The following is an 18,300-nucleotide window of genomic DNA, read 5'->3' as shown; positions in this document are numbered from 1 at the left end:
ATTCTTGATATAAAGATAATAATATATAAACTTTTTGAGATATAAGAAAATAAAGGAATAGTAATAAAGATAATTATGAAAAAAAGAAAAATGAATCTATATATGTACATATATAGTGCTATTGCCTTAGCATCTTTGTCGATTATTTCGTCAGTTGCTTGTGGTGTTGTTAATAGCAATCAAGCAAATAATGGTTCTGCCGTTCAACAAATTAGTAGAAATTCAACAATTTCTGCAAAAAGTGAAATGAGCATAGAAACTATTAATGTGGTATCTAGAGTTGCTCATTACCAAATTCAAGTTATAGGATATAATTTGCCAAAAGAAATAAGCAAATATTCAGTAAAATTGAATAATGGACAAAAAGTTAAAATTTCTATGGTAGATGGTTGCACTTCAAATTTTATACTTTTAAACACGGATGCACCTTATTTGAATAATGCAAATGCAATTTTAACAATTACTAATAATAATCAATCTTGTTCACAAAGTTTCAAATTTGGACAAGTAATTGGTTTTAGTAATATTTATGCAAAAGCTATTCAAACAATTCGTGATAAAGAAAATTCTATTAATAGCTACACTGATTATGAAAGAATTTATAAAGAATTTATTTCTAACAAAAGCAGAAATATAAAAGGCATAAATGGTTATGTAATCAGTTTCAAAGGTTCTATAGAAATGGTTGGCGGAGCTAATGTTCTACGTGCTTCAGATGGATTTAATGTTAGTTATGAAATAACTGATACTCACGGACGAAAAGAATTAATAGAACAAACATTTATAAATCCATGAGTTATTTATCCAAACGGTATAGTAGGTGAAACATATATTACAGATGATGGAATTATGTTTACTTGAAATTCAAGACTTAGTTGTGGAACTATTGTAGGTTACAAAGGAACTAAAAAAGAACTTAATCTTTTCAATGTTAAAAGATTAAAAGGTAAAAATATCAAATTAAAAGGCGATAGTTGAAAATTTAGTTCTTTAAAAGAATCTTATCCAATTAAAGAAATAGCTCCAAATGCTTTTAAAAATTGTGGACTAGAAAAAATAGTATTGCCGCAAATAGTTGAACGAATTGGTGATAATGCTTTCCAAGGAAATAATTTAAAAGAAATTAAATTTCTAGGAAATATCTCAGAAATTGGTAACAACGCCTTTGAGGGTAATAAATTAGAAACAGTTGTTTTTAATTCTTATACAATCCAAAAAATAGGCGAATCAGCATTTGCCAATAATAAAATTGATTATCTTGATTTAAATAATTCTATTAATACAATAGAAAAGAACGCCTTTAAAAATAATAAGTTAACTAATCTTACTCTTCCAAAAAATTTAGAATGAATTGGACATGAAGCTTTTGCTAATAATTTAATAAAAACATTAACTTTTGATAATTTAAAATTTCTTGATCATGTAAGAGAAGGCAATGTAAATTTATCTATTAAAAAACCATTTTTAAACAATCAAATAATAAATATTATTTACAATAGAAAAATTAGTAAATATGAAACAAAAGAAATTTTAAATAAAAATAGAATACTTTTTGAATACAACCGAATTATGGTTTTATTAATTAAATTAAACCAAATTAATAAAAGAAATTATAAATTTGAATTTAAATTCTATAATCAGTTTGGTAGACCCGAATTGGGTTTATTGATTGATAGAAACAATAATTGAAAAATAAACTAATCGATTAAAAACAAATAAAAACATTCTTATTAACCACCTTTTTTTCTCAAGGTGGTTTTTTATTTATATTTTTTTGGTTTTTGTTTAATATATAATATATTTGTCATTACTATCAAGTTAAATTGATCCTTTTACTTGATAGTGGGGATTAATTTTTCTTTATATGGTGTGTAGCTACACAGGAGACAAAATGTCTGTAAAAAAAGAAAAATTAAGTAAACAAGAATTAATTAAACAAATTACAACTGCAACTAATAAGTGTAATTGTAGTGGTTGTAAAATTGCTATTCATTTAATTAAGGATAACTTTAAAATGGATGTTAAGAAATCTAAACGCACATTGGATGATTTGTTTGATGTTGTTGTTGAAATCAAAGACGATATTAAACGATTAGACACAAGAATTGATAATTTGGAAAATAGATTTGATAATTTGGAAAATAGATTTGATAAACTTGTTAAAGTTAATAAATTAAATGAATAACAATTAATTCTTTACTTAAATTAATAAACCACTTTTAATGAAAGTGGTTTTTTTTCATTTAATTGATTCTAATAAGATAAAAAAAGAAAGCAGCATACCCGCTCTCTTAATTTATTTATAAGTAGAGTTAATTCCTTGCTTGCAACCTTAGCTTTTAACTAAATATTTTTTAATTAAATAAATTAGCAATAATAATAATAATGCAATGTATATTTTATAGGTTAGGTTGTAGGAGTTTATATTTTTCATATAATTACTTCTAAACTTAATTAGAACAAACCAAGAGTTACAAGATTCTTGGTTTTTTCTTTTATATTTGTAATTTTCCAACCAAATTTCATGCATGCAATTTATATGTGCTAAAATAAAATCACTTTATTGAAAAGTTACATGATTTCTATTTTTAATTGTTCTTTACTGACAAATGAGAGCCAAAATGAAAAATAAATATATAAATCAAGAGAAAAGAAAATGAAAAATAGGACTAATGACAACATTAGTAACTACAAGCATTTTAATAACTTCGTTTTCTATTTCTCGATTTACCGAAAACAAAACAAATTTTAATTTACACAATCAAAATTTAACAAAAGCTTCTAATCAAACAAACATTAGTCAAATTTTATTAAATGCTAACAATTTAACAAACAAAAATTTTAAGCTTATTGATGGTTATGATTACAAAGTAACTAATTTTAATACATTAGCCAATCAAACAAATTTTTTAAATGCTAATTTAAATGAATTAAGCAATAACTATAAAATTGATGGAACTTTAGATATTTCTACATCCAGAACTAAAATTTATGATGCAAGCACTTATTCTTTTGAAACTATTAAAAATGATGAAGCTCAAAGTGAATTATTGCGCAATGAAAATCAATCTAAAATTGAATTAACAAATCTTAGTTTTCAAAACAATAAAACCAAGATTTTAACAATCAAAATAATTTATCATTAAGTGATATTAAATTAGTTAATCAATCAACTAATAAATCAATTTTACAAACTCAAAATAACAAATTAACTTATTTGTATAAATATCGCAATGATTTTAATCCTAATTATTTAGGAGTTCAACTAACAAGTTCTCGCAAAGCCCGTGGTATCATTTTCCGTGACCCTAAACAAAACTTTGCTAATTATTATTACAAATCATTAGACCCATTAGTTGCTCAAACTTCATTTAACACTTATTTAACTTCACTTGGTTTACCAGAATTAATTTTTGGTTTAACAAGCCCAATGAATAGTGTTTTAAATGGGACAGATATTGTTTTGAAAGAAAGAGTTTTAAAAATAGCTAATGATTATCAATTAGATTTAAATCCCGATCCATTATCAGGTAGATTTTGAGCGATAATGGAAGTTGTAAATGCTAATATTTTAGGTGATAAACGTCGTGATCCTAATCCATTTGAATATGTTTATTATGTAAATGATATTGAAGGACAAGCTACAAGCAAATATTTAGTTCAATTTGAAGCGCCTGTTAAACAATATAATGTAAATAGTGATTTAATTATTAAAAATAACAAAATACTTATTAATAACAAATCCCAAGACACTATTAACCAATTAGGTTTAGCTTCTCAACTTGAATTTGATATTTATTCTCATAATTGAACAGATATTGTTAAAAATGGTTTAGAAAATAATGTTGCAATTAGTTTAGAAATTAATAATCCATATTCTGTTGGATTTGGTACTGAACAATTATTAACCCTTGGTACAACAACCCCAGAAATTGGAATTTTAAATAACAATTTAGCTAAATCATTTATTGAACTAGTTAATTCATTAACTTCAAGCAATTTAAAAACTAATTCTAATGTTAGTTACACCGCAAACAAAAACTCAATTACTTTTACATTCAACCCTATAAGTGATTTAACAATTCCTCCATCAGTTTCTATTCAAGAATTCAATAATAATGATTCAACATCCAATTTTAATTTAAAAGGAATCAATTACAAAATCGGTTCATTAAAAGTTGATATGGAATTTACAAACCAACAAACTCAAACAATGATTTTCCCATACAAAATCACATTTACTGATACTGGTATTGATATTAAATTTGATTTTAACAATGGTATTGAATTCAAAGATTTATGATTTTTCACAGACAAACTAGCTCAGCAAAGTTTTTCAAATGCACTTTTAAAATTTATTCAAAGTGAATTTAAAAACAACAATATTAATTGATCTAATAATGATTATCAAAATATTATTGATTATTCACAAATTTTAAATTCACAAATTCAAGATAAAACTTATTCATTTGTCATTCCAGCATCGGTAATTCCTAATCAACCAGTAGTAGATAAAGTTAATAATGATTCTCAATTAACAATAATAATGTCAGTTACAATTCCTATCGCAATCATCTTTGTTGTATTTGTAATTACTGGATTAATTTATCGTCATAAATCAAAATATTTGTCTAGAACGCAAAAAGTAGCTAAAAAAGCAAAAAAAGAAAATAAAAAAGAAAACAATAATTAATTTTTTCTACTTAAATTAATAAACTACATGTAATAAGAGTGATTTTTTCAATTTACAATATATTTACACTATTATAAGATAAAAGTGATGTTCTATCTTATTGTGGAATTTCATTTTCTTGTTTTTGTTTTATTAAACTATACGTGACAAAAATAATATGTCTAAAAAAAATTAAGTAAACAAAAATTAATTAAACAAATTACAACTGCAACTTATAAGTGTAATTGTAGTGATTGTAAAACTGCTATTCATTTAAAATTAAAGATATTTTTAAAATGGATGTTAAGAAATCTAAACGCACATTAGATGATTTGTTTGATGTTATTGTTAAATTAAAGGTGACACTGTTGGAATTAAACAAGACATTAAACGATTAAACATAAGAATTAATAATTTAGAAAACAAATTTGATAAACTTGTTAAAGTTAATAAATTAAAAGAATAGCAATTAATTCTCTATTTAAATTAATAAACCACTTTCTATTAAAAGTAGTTTATTTCATTTGATAAATATATTTTTATTTTTTATATAATTTTTTATAGATTTTTGCAATTCAAATTTATTAAAATTGAAAATTGACATTTTTTTTTTTTTTTTTTAATTTAAAAATTTCTTATGAAATTACAAATTAATGATTCCATAAAAGACAAAAAATTATAAATATGTATTCATACAAAAATTATAAAACTAAAATATTTTTATTAACTTCGTTTTTTAAATAAAAGATTTTTGCAAATAATTTTTTCACATTCATTTCTTACTGTTTCATATAATTTTTGTATTTTTTTATCATTTAATTCATTTACTATATTTTGAGTATTTATCATTAAATTAATTACATCTATTAAAATTTGATTATCAATATTGTAGTAATATAATTTTTCTGATATTAATTTAAATTTAGTATCTTTTTCTTTATAACCATGAACAATTACATATAGTGGCAATAAATAATGAATTAAGATTCATTCATATATTTTGTTTTTCAAACCAACAATGTAAAAATTATTTTTTGTTTTTGACAATATTTGTTTTTCTCATTTATTTAGTATTTTTATATTAAAAATAAAATGCTTATAAATATTTTCTAATAATACTAATAAATTTTCGGGATTTTGTTGTTCAATGTATGATTTTTGAGCTGTTTTGCAACATACTTCATGTTGTTTTTGAAAATCAACATTTGGATATCTAAAAGATTCAGATAAAATTTTTTCAAAAAGTTTTATGCTATTTTTTGGACTATTCATAAATCATATAGCATACAAAAATCATTCTATTAAATTAAATTGAATTTCTATTATGTAATCATCTTTATTTCTAGCTAGTAATAATGCATTAGTTATTGTTTCAAAATAAAAAGTTAATTTATGTTCAATGTTTTTCAAATTATTAATTTCATCTATTTTTTTGAATTTTTTGGATAAAATAAAATAATTTTTTGTATCTTCTAGTAATTGAGAAGTTATAAAGTTAAAATCAATTTTATGTTTACAATTTAAAAAATAATCAAATATTACTGTTTTTAATTGATTTTTTTCATAATGTCCATTATAAAGTTTTTTAATGGAATTTTTACTATATTCATATGCCAAATCATATTTATCTCAATTGCATGGCAAATTAAAACTAGTTATTGTTTTTTCATAATTTTTCATTTTTTTCACCTCGAAATAATTATGAATTCTTTTAATCAAAAACAAGAACTTTAAAAGTTTTCAAAAAATACACTTTTTTTACATTAATTTATTATGAAAAATTTAATTAATAAATAAAAAAAAGACATATGTTATGCATATGTCTTTTTAAATTTAATAATGGTGGTCTCGGGCAGAATCGAACTGCCGACACACGGTTCTTCAGACCGTTGCTCTACCGACTGAGCTACAAGACCAAATGGCGGTTCTGACGGGAATCCAACCCGCGACCCCTCCGTGACAGGGAGATATGTTAGCATTACACCACAGAACCATTGGTTGCGGGAGATGGATTTGAACCACCGACCTTCAGATTATGAGCCTGACGAGCTGACCGGACTGCTCTATCCCGCGATAATTTGAGAAGTCTATTATAACTTCTCAATTTAAATTTAAAATGGCGGAGATTGAGGGATTCGAACCCCCGCGTGCCGTTAGACACCTCTCGGTTTTCAAGACCGAACCCTTCAGCCACTTGGGTAAATCTCCATAAAACTAACAGATTATAAAAATCTGTTATTAAATTTTAAAGTTAAATTAATTTAAATTGGTGGATCTAACAGGACTCGAACCTGTAACCAACCGATTATGAGTCGGTGGCTCTAACCATTGAGCTATAGATCCTAAATATTGGTGGCTGGGGTGAGATTCGAACTCACGACAACTCGGGTATGAACCGAGCCCTCTAACCAACTGAGGTACCCAGCCAATAATGGTCGGGAAGACAGGATTTGAACCTGCGACCCCTTGGTCCCAAACCAAGTGCTCTACCAAGCTAAGCTACTTCCCGAAACCAATAATTTGGAGTGCTGCATAGGAATTGAACCTATGTATAATCTTACGTAACCTTACGCAGCACACTGGAGGTGCCTGTCAGAATCGAACTGACGCATATGAAGGTTGCAGCTTCATGCCTTACCGCTTGGCTAAGGCACCATCAAATATAGGCAAAATTTAACCTATACAATTTTACAATATTTTTTAAATTATTTTTTAAATTTTTCTATATAGATAAGTTGTTAAATAATTAATTTTTTAAACTTAAATTAATTCTTTAAAAATATTTAAATTAAATATTTCATAAATATTTATAATTTGTATTGTATTTTAAGTTTAATTTAGCATAATTAATTACATTAATTTTAAAGTTATTTAGGTGCTTTGTTTAAAATGTCACGTATTGAAAAATATCGAGCATATAGAGAAAAAATTAAGAATCAAAATAGTATTACATCCATTTTGAATGAATCTACTGAAAAAGTTAATAAATTTAAAAAATCTCTAGATAATTTAAATCCAAAAATTTTAAGTTTTTATAAACCCATAAATATAGAATTATATGATTTTTTATTAATTGATTCTAATTCAAATAAAAACACTTCAATAATTCAAAATTTTTTAAATGACTTAAACTTCAATGAATTAATGAGAATTAGAGAACAAGCTAATTTACTACTATTGTCAAGTAAAAATATTGGAATGACTTCTGAATTTGAGCAAGGTTGATTAAATCATGATCGTGGAATAATGAAAATTAATAATTGCAATAAATTATATGGAGAAGTTCAACAAGACAATTTGCATTTTGATAGTAATTCATTTGAAACTTTTGAACGTTTTATTAGTGTAATAGATAAAGTCAAAAATAATTCAGATAATTTAAAATTAAAAAAAGTTGAGGCCATTTCCTTAATAAAAAATAAAAGTTTTAAGTATAAATCGTTTTCTTTTGTAATTTGGGCTGTTCTTGGTATTTTTGTTGTTTTACTTATTACTTTAATTATTGTTCATTCACCTATATAATATTATTATGTTTCAAATAGCTATTGATGGACCAGCTGGTTCAGGAAAATCTACCATCGCTAAATTATTAGCAACAAAATTGAATTTTGTTTATATATCAACAGGTAAATATTATCGTACTTATGCTTATATAATAAAGAAATTTAATTTAACCATTGATGAATTTATTAATAAGTCAAACTCTTTTGAAATATTGATAAATCAAAATGAAGTTTTTGTTAATCAAAAAAATATTAGTGAGTTAATAAATAATGAAAATATAGGCAATTTAGCGAGTAATATTGCAACCAATAAAGAAATTCGCAAAATTGCTGTAAATGCACAAAAAGAATTTGCAAAAAATAATTCAGTTGTTATGGATGGTCGGGATGTTGGCACTGTTATATTACCTAATGCTCAATTAAAAATTTTTTTAATAGCTGATTCTAAAATTAGAGCGCTACGAAGAATTAAAGAATACAACCTTGATACATCAAAATTAGATTTAATAAAAAATGAAATTGAAAATCGTGATTTACGTGATTTAAATCGTGAAATAGATCCTCTTGTTCAAGCTGATGACGCGATTTGTATTGATACTTCTAATTTAACAATTGATGAAGTGATAAATAAAATTATTGAACTTTATCAACAAAGGATTTAATAATCATGTTAACTGTAGCTATTGTTGGAAGACCGAATGTTGGTAAATCTACTTTATTTAATCGTTTGATAAAGCAAAAAATAGCCATTACTGATGACACACCAGGTGTCACAAGAGATCGAATTTTTGGTGAAGTAGAGTGATTAACTAAAAAATTCAAAATTATTGATACAGGTGGACTAGTTAATACTAAAAATTCTTTTCAAAAAAATATTGAAGAACAAATTAATGCAGCCTTAATTGAGGCAAATATAATTTTGTTTATGTGTTCATATAAAGATGGAATAAACAATGATGATATTTATGCATCTAAATTAATTAAGAAAATCAAAAATAAACTTGTTTTGTTTGTTTTAAATAAAATAGAAAATACAAATTCTTCAAAAATTGATTATTCACAATTTTATAGTTTTGGATTTGGTGCTCCAATGTTAATATCTGCTGAACACGGAATTGGTATTGGAGATTTATTAGACAAAATTATTGAAATAGGTAAGGATTTTAAAACAAAAAATATAGATGATCAATATGAAGCAATTTTTTCAATAATTGGCAAACCAAATGTTGGGAAATCTTCATTGTTAAATGCATTATTAAATTCTGAAAGAGCATTAGTGTCAGAAGTTGCCGGCACAACACGTGATGCAATAGATGAAGTTTTCAAATTTAATAATAAACTTTATAAAGTAATTGATACTGCAGGAATTAGAAGAAAAGGAAAAATAAATTCCAAAATAGAAAAATATTCATTATTAAAAACTGAATCTGCTATCAATAGAAGTCAATTTATTTTATTAATGATAGATGCAACGAAAGAAATAAGTGAGCAAGACGAAGTTATAGGTGGATTAGCATTTGATTCTTTAATACCAACAATAATAGTTGTGAATAAATGAGATGCTGTTGAAAAAAATGAACACACAATGAATGAGTTTTCTAAAATTATCAAATCTAGATTTAAATATTTATCGTGAGCACCTATTGTTTTTATTAGTGCACAAAAAAAACAAAGAATTAATACTATTTTTGCGGCAATAAATACAATTAAAGAACAATTAAATAAAAAAATATCTACTTCACTTTTAAATGATGTTATTCTTAATGCGCAAATTTCAAACCAAGCGCCTATTTTTAATGGTGATCGATTGAAAATTACATATGTTACACAAGCAAAAAGTCAAGTTCCTACATTTGTTTTATTTTGTAATAATCCTAAATTTTTGCATTTTTCTTATTCAAGATATATAGAAAAAAAAATTAGAGAAAGTTTTGGATTTTATAATACTCCAATTACTTTATATTTTAAATCTAAAAATGCAAGAAACCGAGATTTAGATCCAAATATTAAATTTAAACAAGAAGGTTATAAAGAAATTGAATAATTAGTTTATTGATTCATATTTTTAAATAAATTTAAATATGATTTAAAACTAATATTTAAAGTTGTTGCTAATGCTTCTAATAATCAATAATAATAATCAATTAATAATGAAAAATTTCTATCATCACTATTTTTTTTATCATTATTAAATCGATTACACATATAATTAATATCTTTTTCTAATTCATTTTTTAAAAAGACATCATCACCATATCATTCTGATTCTAATATTGGCACAACCTCATCTTCATCAAAAATCATTCTTGTGTGTTTTTCGCGTTCAAAAATTTTATTTCAATTTTCTTTTAAAACATTGAAATTAACCTTTTGAATATCTCTTAATAATTTTTCTTTAAATAAAGAAATACTTTTTTGTAAATTCATTTTTAAAAATAATTAAATGCGCCTTTTTTAAATTATACTTTTTATATACTATGAATCAAATTATTTTTCACATTGATTTAGATGCTTTTTTTGCTAGCGTAGAAGAAATTCTTAATCCTACTTTAAAAAATAAACCATTAATCGTTGCTGGTAGACATCGCAAATCAGTAGTTTCATGTGCTAATTATTTAGCAAGAAAACATGGAATTTATTCAGCTATGCCAATTTTCAAAGCTATTGAAAAATTTCCAAATATAAAAATAGTTAATGTTAATATGCCGGCATATGAAAAATATTCTGCAGAATTTAAAAATTTTATAACAAATAATATTTCATTTAAAATTGAAGATTTTTCAATAGATGAATGTTTTGTTGATGTATCAAATAATGTTTCCAATTTTGATGAAGCAATTAAATATGCTGAAGAAGTACAAAATTTAATATCTTATAAATTAAATTTAAGTGCTTCAATTGGAATAAGTGATAATAAATTTTTGGCTAAAATGGCCACAGATATGAAAAAACCAAAAGGTATATCGCTATTATTGCAAAAAGACGTTAAAGAAAAAATTTGACCTTTACCTATTGAAAAAATGTTATGAATAGGTTTTTCATCAAAAGAAAAATTAAATAAACTTAATATTAAAACTATTGGCGACTTGGCAAATTTTAAAAATATAGATTTTTTAAAACCAATTTTTGGTAAAAAAACACAAGAATTTATTCAAAATGCTTGAGGTTATGGCGATAAAGTTATTGATTCAAAATCATTTATTAGTAAAAGCATAAGTATAAGTAAAACTTTTTTTGATAATTCTGATAATACAGATGAATTAATAAATGAAATTATTAATATTTGTGAAGAGTTATATAAAAAAATGAAAATACAGAATATGACGGGAACTACTTTAACATTGGGTTTAAAGGATAATAAATGAAATTATAAAACTAAATCAAAAACTTTTGAAAAATTTATTCTGCAGAAAGAAGATTTAATTAAAAAGTCTATAGATTTGTTCAAACAATTATTTAATGAAAATATAATTAGAATGATTTCTATTGGCGTATCAAATTTAAAATTTGTTAACGAAATAAAATTACCTATTAATTTGTTTGATTCTAATGAAGATATTTCTTCTTGAAGTGAAATAAATAACAATTTAGAATTAAAAACAAAAAATAAAAATGTTTCTATTGATGAAATTGCTAAAAACATTAATGAAAAGATAGGAAAAAATTTATTATTTGTTGCTAAGAATTTAAAAAATTAAATATCTTATTTTTTGAATTTATTTTCTCTTAGTTTTAGGAAATACATCCCACCCATATATATAAACGCAATAACACCTATAATTGACAACGGGAATGATCATGCTTGCATTAAGAAAAATTTTTGTGTTTCTTGATAATCAATTCCAAATAAAACAATAAATAAAATAGCTAATGCTTGAACAATAATCATTAAAATTGCTGGATGCTTTTCATCAGTTATAGAAAGTCTTGAAGCGTTCAAAAATTGTCCTAAAGGATAAAGAACACAATATGTTCCTAAATAGAAATAAGCAAATGAATTTGGAAAAATCATCATATTTGTTATATCAATAGCACTAAATTGAATATATTTCGGAAGTAAAATATTTTTTGCTACTATTTGAGAAATAAAATCATTAATTGTTTGATTAGTGTTTCCAATATTAGTATTTAAAATATTTATTAATTGATTTTTTTCATCCGAAGTTAATGAATTGGAATTATTTATAAAATTAATTATTTTTTCTTCGCTTATTGAAACTAAATTATCCTGAATTATTTTAGTATCATATGAAAAATTTTGATTTTTAACATATTCGTTTGCTAAAGGATTAATTAAAAACATTCCTATAACAATTATTAATATTGTTATTATTGTTGCAATCGCAAATAAAAAACCTATACTTTTTTGAACATTTGGATTTTGTTTCATTTCCGGAAAAATTGCAAAATAAAAATATGTTGAGTCCGCTAATCCTAAAATGAAAAAAGGAATTAAATACATAAAGTTATATCAAATAATTCTTGACATTTGAAAATCTAATGGAACAGCATTGTATAAATCTGTTGGAATTTTATAATTCAAAAATAACAATGCTGCACCTTTAAAAATTTGAATTGATAATGTTATAACAATTGGTCTTCATGTAAAACTTAACAAATTTCGTAAATTATTTTTGCTCAATTTAATTTTTATTCTTTTAAAAGTATCTGTTTTAATATAACTATGAATTGTTGTTATGACAATGGTTAAAAATATTCCTATTGTTAATCCTAAACCTAATCCTAAATATTTTAAGGAAGTTAAGAGCGACAAAATAGAACTAAAAAAAAATAATAAAAAAAACATTGTTACTAAATAAAACAATGATCATTTTGTTCCTAATTTGTAATGGATATTCATTATTAATGTTGATGCAATTGTTGTTAAAAAAACAAATCCACTAGAACTATATATAAAATTATATGCAGGAATTAATGAATCGCCAGTATTGATATGTGCGTTAGCATATTTTGTGTAAACATAAGCTGGACCAATAAACAATGGAACAATGATTAGACCATAAATAAATGCAATAAATAATTCATCATATATTATGTCATTGGAAAATGTTAAAGAATTATTGTTTTTATTTTTAGCAATATAAAATGTAGAAAAAATTACAAATGTAAAACCTATTTGTGAATAAGCTAATAGAAATGATGTTACATATCCGATCCCCATTGTTGCATAAGCACCTTTGTCATCAATGTTTGCAGATATTAAACATATAAATATAGGTAAGAAAACATTTAAAAATGAAAAAGTAATAAAAAGAATAGAATTCTTTAAAATGCTTTTAGATATTTGAAATGGTTCTTTATTTTTATTAAGTAAGTTTTTAATATAAATTTTCATATAAGATTCTTTTATAAATAAAGTAAAAAACCACTTTGAAATTTAAGTGGCTATTAATAACTAACTAATTAAATGAATACTCTAAATAAATTCTCATTACCATTGAATTAATTATTATTTATTTTCTCTAAATATTTTAATCCAATATTACTAATTTTTCTACCTTTAATTGTTTTTTCAATTAAGTTTAATTTTATTAAAGGAGGTTCAATTTTTGTTTCAATTGTTTGTGAATCTAAATTGTTTATTAAACTTAGTGATTTCAAACCTAAAGTGCCATTATTTTTTAAAGTTTGCAAATATTGAATATCTTGATTAGTTATCCCTAAATCATTAATATTTAATTCTTTTAAGATTTTAAAAATTGAAATTTTAGGATGAATTATTCGATAGTCATAAATTTGTTTAATTAGTCTGATAGCTAATCTAGGTGTGAATTTACAATTATTTGATATTATTTCTATTTCTTTATCTGTCAAATTTAATTTGAGATTATTATTAATATTTTTAATAAGTTCTTTGATTTCATTTAATGAATAATAATCTATATTGATTACAATTCCGAATCTTTCCTCAAAAGGATTAATAATTTTTCCATAATAAGTTGTGGCTCCTATAAGTGTAAATTCTGGAATTTTCATTCTAGTTATTTTTGAATTAAATTCTTTTCCTATAACAACATCAACACTAAAATCTTCCATAATTGGAAACAAAAATTCTATTAATTTTTGATCTAATGCATGAATTTCATCAATAAAAATAATGTCATTTTTGTTAATCAAAGAAAAAATGTTTAATAATTCACTTATTTTTTCTATATTTGTTGCTTGTATTATTTTTAATTTTGAATTTAAAGAATTTGCTATGATGTTTGCTAAAGTTGTTTTACCCACTCCGGGTGGACCATAAAATAAAATATGCGGCAATGATTGTTTTTTAATTTTTGCTGCTTCAATAAAAGTTTTTAATTGTGTTTTTAAACTATCTTTTCCAACAAATTCTTTAAAATTTTTAGGCCGATAATTGTTTGTCATTTTGATTATCTGCCATAGTTTTAATTAATAATGCAATTATATCTGACACATCATAATTTTCTGTTAACTCTATTTCATTTAAAGTTTTATTAATATCATTTTTTTCATATCCCAAAACTACCAACGTAGAAATTATTTCTTCCAATTCAGATTCATTTAATTTGATTTTTTTTGTTTTTTCATTATTTTGTTTATCTCCCAAACTTAATTCTCATGATTTTCAATTATGATGAATTAGTGATGAAGCGATATTAGAATTTATGCCTTCGCATTGAGATAATTCATTTATATTTTTATTAATAATTAAATTTTTAATATTATCTGGATTATGTTTCATAATTTTCATAGCCGTTTTAGGACCAATTCCTTGACAACTTAATAATGATTGAAATCAATCAATTTCTTTAATGGTTTGAAATCCATATATTTCTGTTTTAATTTCGTTGTTAACTATTTGACTAATTTGTTTACAAAATATTTTTTTTGGTTTAGATGAAACTTCAAATTTATTAAATTCACTTACATTAATTCAATAATAATAAGAATTTATTTCTACATTAATTCTTTTTTTGCCTGCATATATAATTTTTGCATTTATAGCTGATAACATATTATCTCCTTTAAACATATTTTCATATATAAAAAAAATTTATTTTGTTTTCTTATATTAATTAAGTGATTAAAATTTTTAGTTTTTACAAAAATTTCTAATTTTTAAAAATTTTTTAATTTTTTGAGTCCAAAAAAGATAAAAAATTTAGTACCTTGCAGTACTAAATTAATTAGTGTAAAACATTTATAAATTATGAAGAAATACAAATATTTTGTAATTTTTTGTTTTATTACTCACTTAATGTATTGTGGAGGATATTAAGATATGGATAATCAAATAGTTGCTATTAAAAACAAAAACAAATTAACAATTTCCCAATATAGACTTATTGCAAGTGCTATTTTAAAAAAATATTTTAATTATAAGTTTAAATTAGAAAATAAAAATATTTTTATGGATTCTAAAGATATTCTTTTGCATTTTAGATCTGATTTTAATATAGAAAATTTAAAAAATAAAAATATTGATGCTTTTATGAAATTAATAAATAACGCATTAGAAAATTTAAAGGAAATTGAAAGAAAAGTTATAGAAAGTTATTATTTTGAAAATAAAAATTTTAATGATTTTTTTTATAGTAAATCTTGATTTTATCAATTACTCAACAAAGCTACTAAAAATTTTTGTGAGTTAGTTTTATGATAGATACATATTCATACTATGAAAATAATATTAAAGAAAATTGATGAACATTAACTCCTAACGATTTTAATTCTAATGTATATTTTGAAGCGAAATTATATTCAACTAATATAAGTACAACAAATAGTTATATAAATTTTGATATTAAGGTATCAATTAGATGTAAAAGTGCTTTGCCAAAAAACCTAATATTAGCATCTTTTTCAATTCCTGAATTCAATAAAATTGATATTCCAATAATTCCAATAGAAGTGGAATCTAATATGGATGAATGAAAAATTTATAAAATTTCAGTTCAGGTTCCGAAAAATAGTTTGTCTTACATAAATGATAATTTAAATAATTTATTAGTTCCAATTAAAATAAATTTTGCTTGCAATCAAACTATTTTGTCAGAAATTAAAAATGATTTTGATAGCACAGCCTTAAAATATTTTTTAGATAACTTATATGATTCTATAGTTACAACAAATGTTAATTTAGATACATTTTTTAGTTTTTCTTCAAATTTTGGAAGTACTAGTTTGTATGATGTTTTCCCATCTACATCAGATGAATTAGGTAAAACTTTTAAATTTTCCTGAAATACACAAAATTATTTGAAATTAATTAAAAGTCAAATGATTAATGAACTTTTAAACATTACTTCATCAATTCCAATGATTGTTTCAAATTTAAATATAAATTTTTACTATCATGTGTCTAATGAAAATGGATATAAATCACTAAATTATTCTGAAAATAAAAATTATAGTTTAAAACAAAATGAAACTTTATCAATTAAATTGCCATTTAAAGTAAGTTATGATGAAACTAAAAAAGAATTAGTTAAAGATGTTTTATTAGGTCATAATTTTTTGTTACCTAACGGTGGTAATGGATATTATGAATTGAACTTTAAAATTCAAACTGAAAATGCTTATTATAAAATCATTGCAACTAATTATTTTAATTACTTAACACCTTTAAACAACTTAAATTTTTTAGATTTTTTTACATTTAATTATCATCAAATTTTATCTTTAAATAATTTTAATAAATTGAATTAATGAATAAAAAAATCAAAAAAATTATTTTGTGATTTTGTACTGGATTAATGTTTACGACAACACTAATACTTTCAGTTACAACAATCATATTTTCCAATAACATTAAAGATGATAATAAATTTGACAATTCTAATAATTTAAATAATGGCAGCAATAACGAAAATGATAATAATTTAGATAAAAATGAAGAATATCCTGAATCTTCAACTGAACTTAAAAATCTTAAATATCCCTTTGATGAATCAGAATTATATTTGTATATGTATGCAAATATTCATGATTATTTATATTCAAATCCGGAATGAGACAATTTAATTTCCTATCGTTATTTGTTAAATGATTTTAATGATAATAGTCAACAATTTAATATTAAACAAGATGTTTTGTTTAAAAATTTAAGATCTTGAATTATTAATGCTATTTATCAGCATTCTTTTTTCAAAAAAAAGACAACTAAACTAACTACAGAAATAGATTACAAAATTAACATTTTAGAAAAAAATATTTTAATTAATGTAGTTTGATATTTCGAAAATGATTATTCATATTCAAAAAATCTTCCAAAAAGATATTGAGATCAAATTATTGTAGAATTATCAAAAAATGTATAATTAGTTCTTACTATTAATTTTTTATTAATAGTTTTATATTAATATTAAAAAGCGGATTTATGGAAGTATTAACACAATTAAAAGAAATTGTCGCACAAAAACAATTAAAAATTGAAATTACTGATGATATTTTAGATAAAGATTTTAAAACATTAGGTTTAGATTCATTAGATACTTTTTCAATCATAGTTGATTTGGAAAATTATTTTAAAGTTAGTTTGTCAGATGAATTAATGATGTCTTTAAAATCAATTAATGATTTAATTAAAGCTTTTGAAAATTTAATTAAAAACAAATAATTTTTTTACACATTAATAATTTATTTATTATAGAGATTACTAATTTAATAATTTTTTATTTTTTATGTTAAAATTCATACATAATTTATATTAATTTTTGTAATTAATATAATAAATTTGTTTTTGCTAAATTAAAGCAGATTCAACCGTATTGAAAATAAGGCTTTAAAAAAACAAACTTGTTTTGCCTTAACAAACGAGTCTATTCTGGAGGAATAATGTTTGCAATAATTTTAAGTGGTTCGAAACAATATTTAGTTCGTGAAAATGATGTAATTTTTGTTGAAAAAATTAATGGAGATGTTGGAACTCAAGTTAAAATTAATCAAGTTTTAGCTATTGATAATAAATTTGGTAAACCTTATCTTGATAATGCAGAAGTTGTTTGTATTATCGAAAAACAAGGTAAACAAAAAAAAATAAATGTCATTAAGCATATTAGTCAAAAACATCATTTGAAAAAATATGGTCACCGTCAACCATATACAAAATTAAAAGTTTTATCAATAAAAGGGTAGTAA

Annotated in this window: 18 protein-coding genes and 8 tRNA genes; 13 read left to right on the top strand and 13 right to left on the bottom strand. The window is 22.8% G+C overall.

Features of this window, described 5'->3' with window-relative positions:
• The first annotated feature begins 75 nt into the window (after positions 1–75).
• From T397_RS0102540 to T397_RS0102525, 4 genes are all read left to right on the top strand, one after another.
• On the top strand, positions 76–1,701 hold the full coding sequence (locus T397_RS0102540) for a leucine-rich repeat domain-containing protein (RefSeq protein WP_027124091.1): 1,626 nt from the start codon (positions 76–78) through the stop codon (positions 1,699–1,701).
• 190 nt (positions 1,702–1,891) lie between these two features.
• A complete protein-coding gene (locus tag T397_RS0102535) occupies positions 1,892–2,185 on the top strand; it encodes a hypothetical protein (RefSeq protein ID WP_027124090.1) in 294 nt (97 codons plus the stop codon).
• Between the two features lie 436 nt (positions 2,186–2,621).
• The gene (locus T397_RS0102530) at positions 2,622–3,146 is read left to right on the top strand and encodes a hypothetical protein (RefSeq protein ID WP_027124089.1); all 525 of its coding nucleotides are present in this window, start codon (positions 2,622–2,624) and stop codon (positions 3,144–3,146) included.
• A 71-nt stretch (positions 3,147–3,217) separates the two neighbouring features.
• On the top strand, positions 3,218–4,693 hold the full coding sequence (locus T397_RS0102525) for a hypothetical protein (RefSeq protein ID WP_027124088.1): 1,476 nt from the start codon (positions 3,218–3,220) through the stop codon (positions 4,691–4,693).
• Between the two features lie 702 nt (positions 4,694–5,395).
• Here the strand turns inward: T397_RS0102525 and T397_RS0102515 are convergent.
• The 9 genes from T397_RS0102515 to T397_RS0102475 all read right to left on the bottom strand — a co-directional run bounded on the left by T397_RS0102515 (position 5,396) and on the right by T397_RS0102475 (position 7,327).
• Positions 5,396–6,352 (bottom strand): hypothetical protein, encoded by a 957-nt coding sequence (locus T397_RS0102515; protein WP_027124087.1) that lies wholly within the window; start codon positions 6,350–6,352, stop codon positions 5,396–5,398.
• Between the two features lie 160 nt (positions 6,353–6,512).
• Positions 6,513–6,588: transfer RNA gene (locus T397_RS0102510), tRNA-Phe, on the bottom strand.
• 3 nt (positions 6,589–6,591) lie between these two features.
• A tRNA-Asp gene (locus T397_RS0102505) sits at positions 6,592–6,665 on the bottom strand.
• A 2-nt stretch (positions 6,666–6,667) separates the two neighbouring features.
• A tRNA-Met gene (locus tag T397_RS0102500) sits at positions 6,668–6,745 on the bottom strand.
• 44 nt (positions 6,746–6,789) lie between these two features.
• A tRNA-Ser gene (locus tag T397_RS0102495) sits at positions 6,790–6,880 on the bottom strand.
• A gap of 59 nt (positions 6,881–6,939) precedes the next feature.
• Positions 6,940–7,015: transfer RNA gene (locus tag T397_RS0102490), tRNA-Ile, on the bottom strand.
• Between the two features lie 7 nt (positions 7,016–7,022).
• A tRNA-Met gene (locus tag T397_RS0102485) sits at positions 7,023–7,099 on the bottom strand.
• Between the two features lie 5 nt (positions 7,100–7,104).
• Positions 7,105–7,181: transfer RNA gene (locus T397_RS0102480), tRNA-Pro, on the bottom strand.
• A 71-nt stretch (positions 7,182–7,252) separates the two neighbouring features.
• Positions 7,253–7,327, bottom strand: a tRNA-Cys gene (locus T397_RS0102475).
• Positions 7,328–7,561: 234 nt separating this feature from the next.
• Between T397_RS0102475 and T397_RS0102470 the strand changes: the two genes are divergently transcribed.
• Genes T397_RS0102470 through der form a run of 3 tightly spaced genes read left to right on the top strand, consistent with a single transcriptional unit; the run spans position 7,562 to position 10,219 of the window.
• Positions 7,562–8,194 (top strand): hypothetical protein, encoded by a 633-nt coding sequence (locus T397_RS0102470; RefSeq protein WP_027124086.1) that lies wholly within the window; start codon positions 7,562–7,564, stop codon positions 8,192–8,194.
• A gap of 7 nt (positions 8,195–8,201) precedes the next feature.
• Positions 8,202–8,837, top strand: a complete 636-nt coding sequence (gene cmk, locus T397_RS0102465) for a (d)CMP kinase (RefSeq protein WP_036448684.1) — start codon at positions 8,202–8,204, stop codon at positions 8,835–8,837.
• A 5-nt stretch (positions 8,838–8,842) separates the two neighbouring features.
• Positions 8,843–10,219 (top strand): ribosome biogenesis GTPase Der, encoded by a 1,377-nt coding sequence (gene der / locus T397_RS0102460; protein WP_027124084.1) that lies wholly within the window; start codon positions 8,843–8,845, stop codon positions 10,217–10,219.
• Between the two features lie 5 nt (positions 10,220–10,224).
• Here der and T397_RS0102455 read toward each other — a convergent pair whose 3' ends face one another.
• Positions 10,225–10,602: an MG296/MPN423 family protein gene (locus T397_RS0102455; protein WP_027124083.1), complete on the bottom strand. Its 378-nt coding sequence runs from the start codon at positions 10,600–10,602 to the stop codon at positions 10,225–10,227.
• A gap of 50 nt (positions 10,603–10,652) precedes the next feature.
• On the opposite strand from T397_RS0102455, the gene T397_RS0102450 reads away from it, so the two are divergent.
• Complete coding sequence (locus T397_RS0102450) at positions 10,653–11,873, top strand: Y-family DNA polymerase (protein WP_027124082.1); 1,221 nt, start codon at positions 10,653–10,655, stop codon at positions 11,871–11,873.
• A 5-nt stretch (positions 11,874–11,878) separates the two neighbouring features.
• On the opposite strand, the gene T397_RS0102445 is transcribed toward T397_RS0102450, so the two are convergent.
• The 3 genes from T397_RS0102445 to ruvA form a co-directional block, all read right to left on the bottom strand.
• Positions 11,879–13,531 (bottom strand): DUF1542 domain-containing protein, encoded by a 1,653-nt coding sequence (locus T397_RS0102445; RefSeq protein WP_027124081.1) that lies wholly within the window; start codon positions 13,529–13,531, stop codon positions 11,879–11,881.
• 107 nt (positions 13,532–13,638) lie between these two features.
• On the bottom strand, positions 13,639–14,565 hold the full coding sequence (gene ruvB / locus T397_RS0102440; RefSeq protein ID WP_036448679.1) for a Holliday junction branch migration DNA helicase RuvB: 927 nt from the start codon (positions 14,563–14,565) through the stop codon (positions 13,639–13,641).
• A complete protein-coding gene (gene ruvA / locus T397_RS0102435) occupies positions 14,543–15,175 on the bottom strand; it encodes a Holliday junction branch migration protein RuvA (protein WP_027124079.1) in 633 nt (210 codons plus the stop codon). The genes ruvB and ruvA overlap by 23 nt, the downstream gene beginning before the upstream one ends.
• A gap of 267 nt (positions 15,176–15,442) precedes the next feature.
• Here ruvA and T397_RS0102430 point away from each other — a divergent pair, with 267 nt between their 5' ends.
• From T397_RS0102430 to rplU, 5 genes are all read left to right on the top strand, one after another.
• Complete coding sequence (locus tag T397_RS0102430) at positions 15,443–15,823, top strand: MG284/MPN403 family protein (protein WP_027124078.1); 381 nt, start codon at positions 15,443–15,445, stop codon at positions 15,821–15,823.
• On the top strand, positions 15,817–16,869 hold the full coding sequence (locus T397_RS0102425; RefSeq protein WP_027124077.1) for a DUF5443 family protein: 1,053 nt from the start codon (positions 15,817–15,819) through the stop codon (positions 16,867–16,869). The genes T397_RS0102430 and T397_RS0102425 overlap by 7 nt, the downstream gene beginning before the upstream one ends.
• Positions 16,869–17,480: a DUF5452 domain-containing protein gene (locus tag T397_RS0102420; protein WP_027124076.1), complete on the top strand. Its 612-nt coding sequence runs from the start codon at positions 16,869–16,871 to the stop codon at positions 17,478–17,480. Before T397_RS0102425 ends, T397_RS0102420 begins: the two co-directional genes overlap by 1 nt.
• 59 nt (positions 17,481–17,539) lie before the next feature.
• Entirely contained in the window at positions 17,540–17,779 is a 240-nt protein-coding gene (locus tag T397_RS0102415) for a phosphopantetheine-binding protein (protein ID WP_027124075.1), read from the top strand.
• Between the two features lie 218 nt (positions 17,780–17,997).
• The gene (gene rplU / locus T397_RS0102410; protein ID WP_027124074.1) at positions 17,998–18,297 is read left to right on the top strand and encodes a 50S ribosomal protein L21; all 300 of its coding nucleotides are present in this window, start codon (positions 17,998–18,000) and stop codon (positions 18,295–18,297) included.
• The last annotated feature ends 3 nt before the right edge of the window (positions 18,298–18,300 follow it).

It is taken from the genome of Mycoplasmoides pirum ATCC 25960 (assembly GCF_000685905.1).
GTDB lineage: Bacteria > Bacillota_I > Bacilli_A > Mycoplasmatales > Mycoplasmoidaceae > Mycoplasmoides > Mycoplasmoides pirum.
Note: the sequence above shows the minus strand (reverse complement) of the source record. Positions and strands in the feature narration are given on the sequence as shown.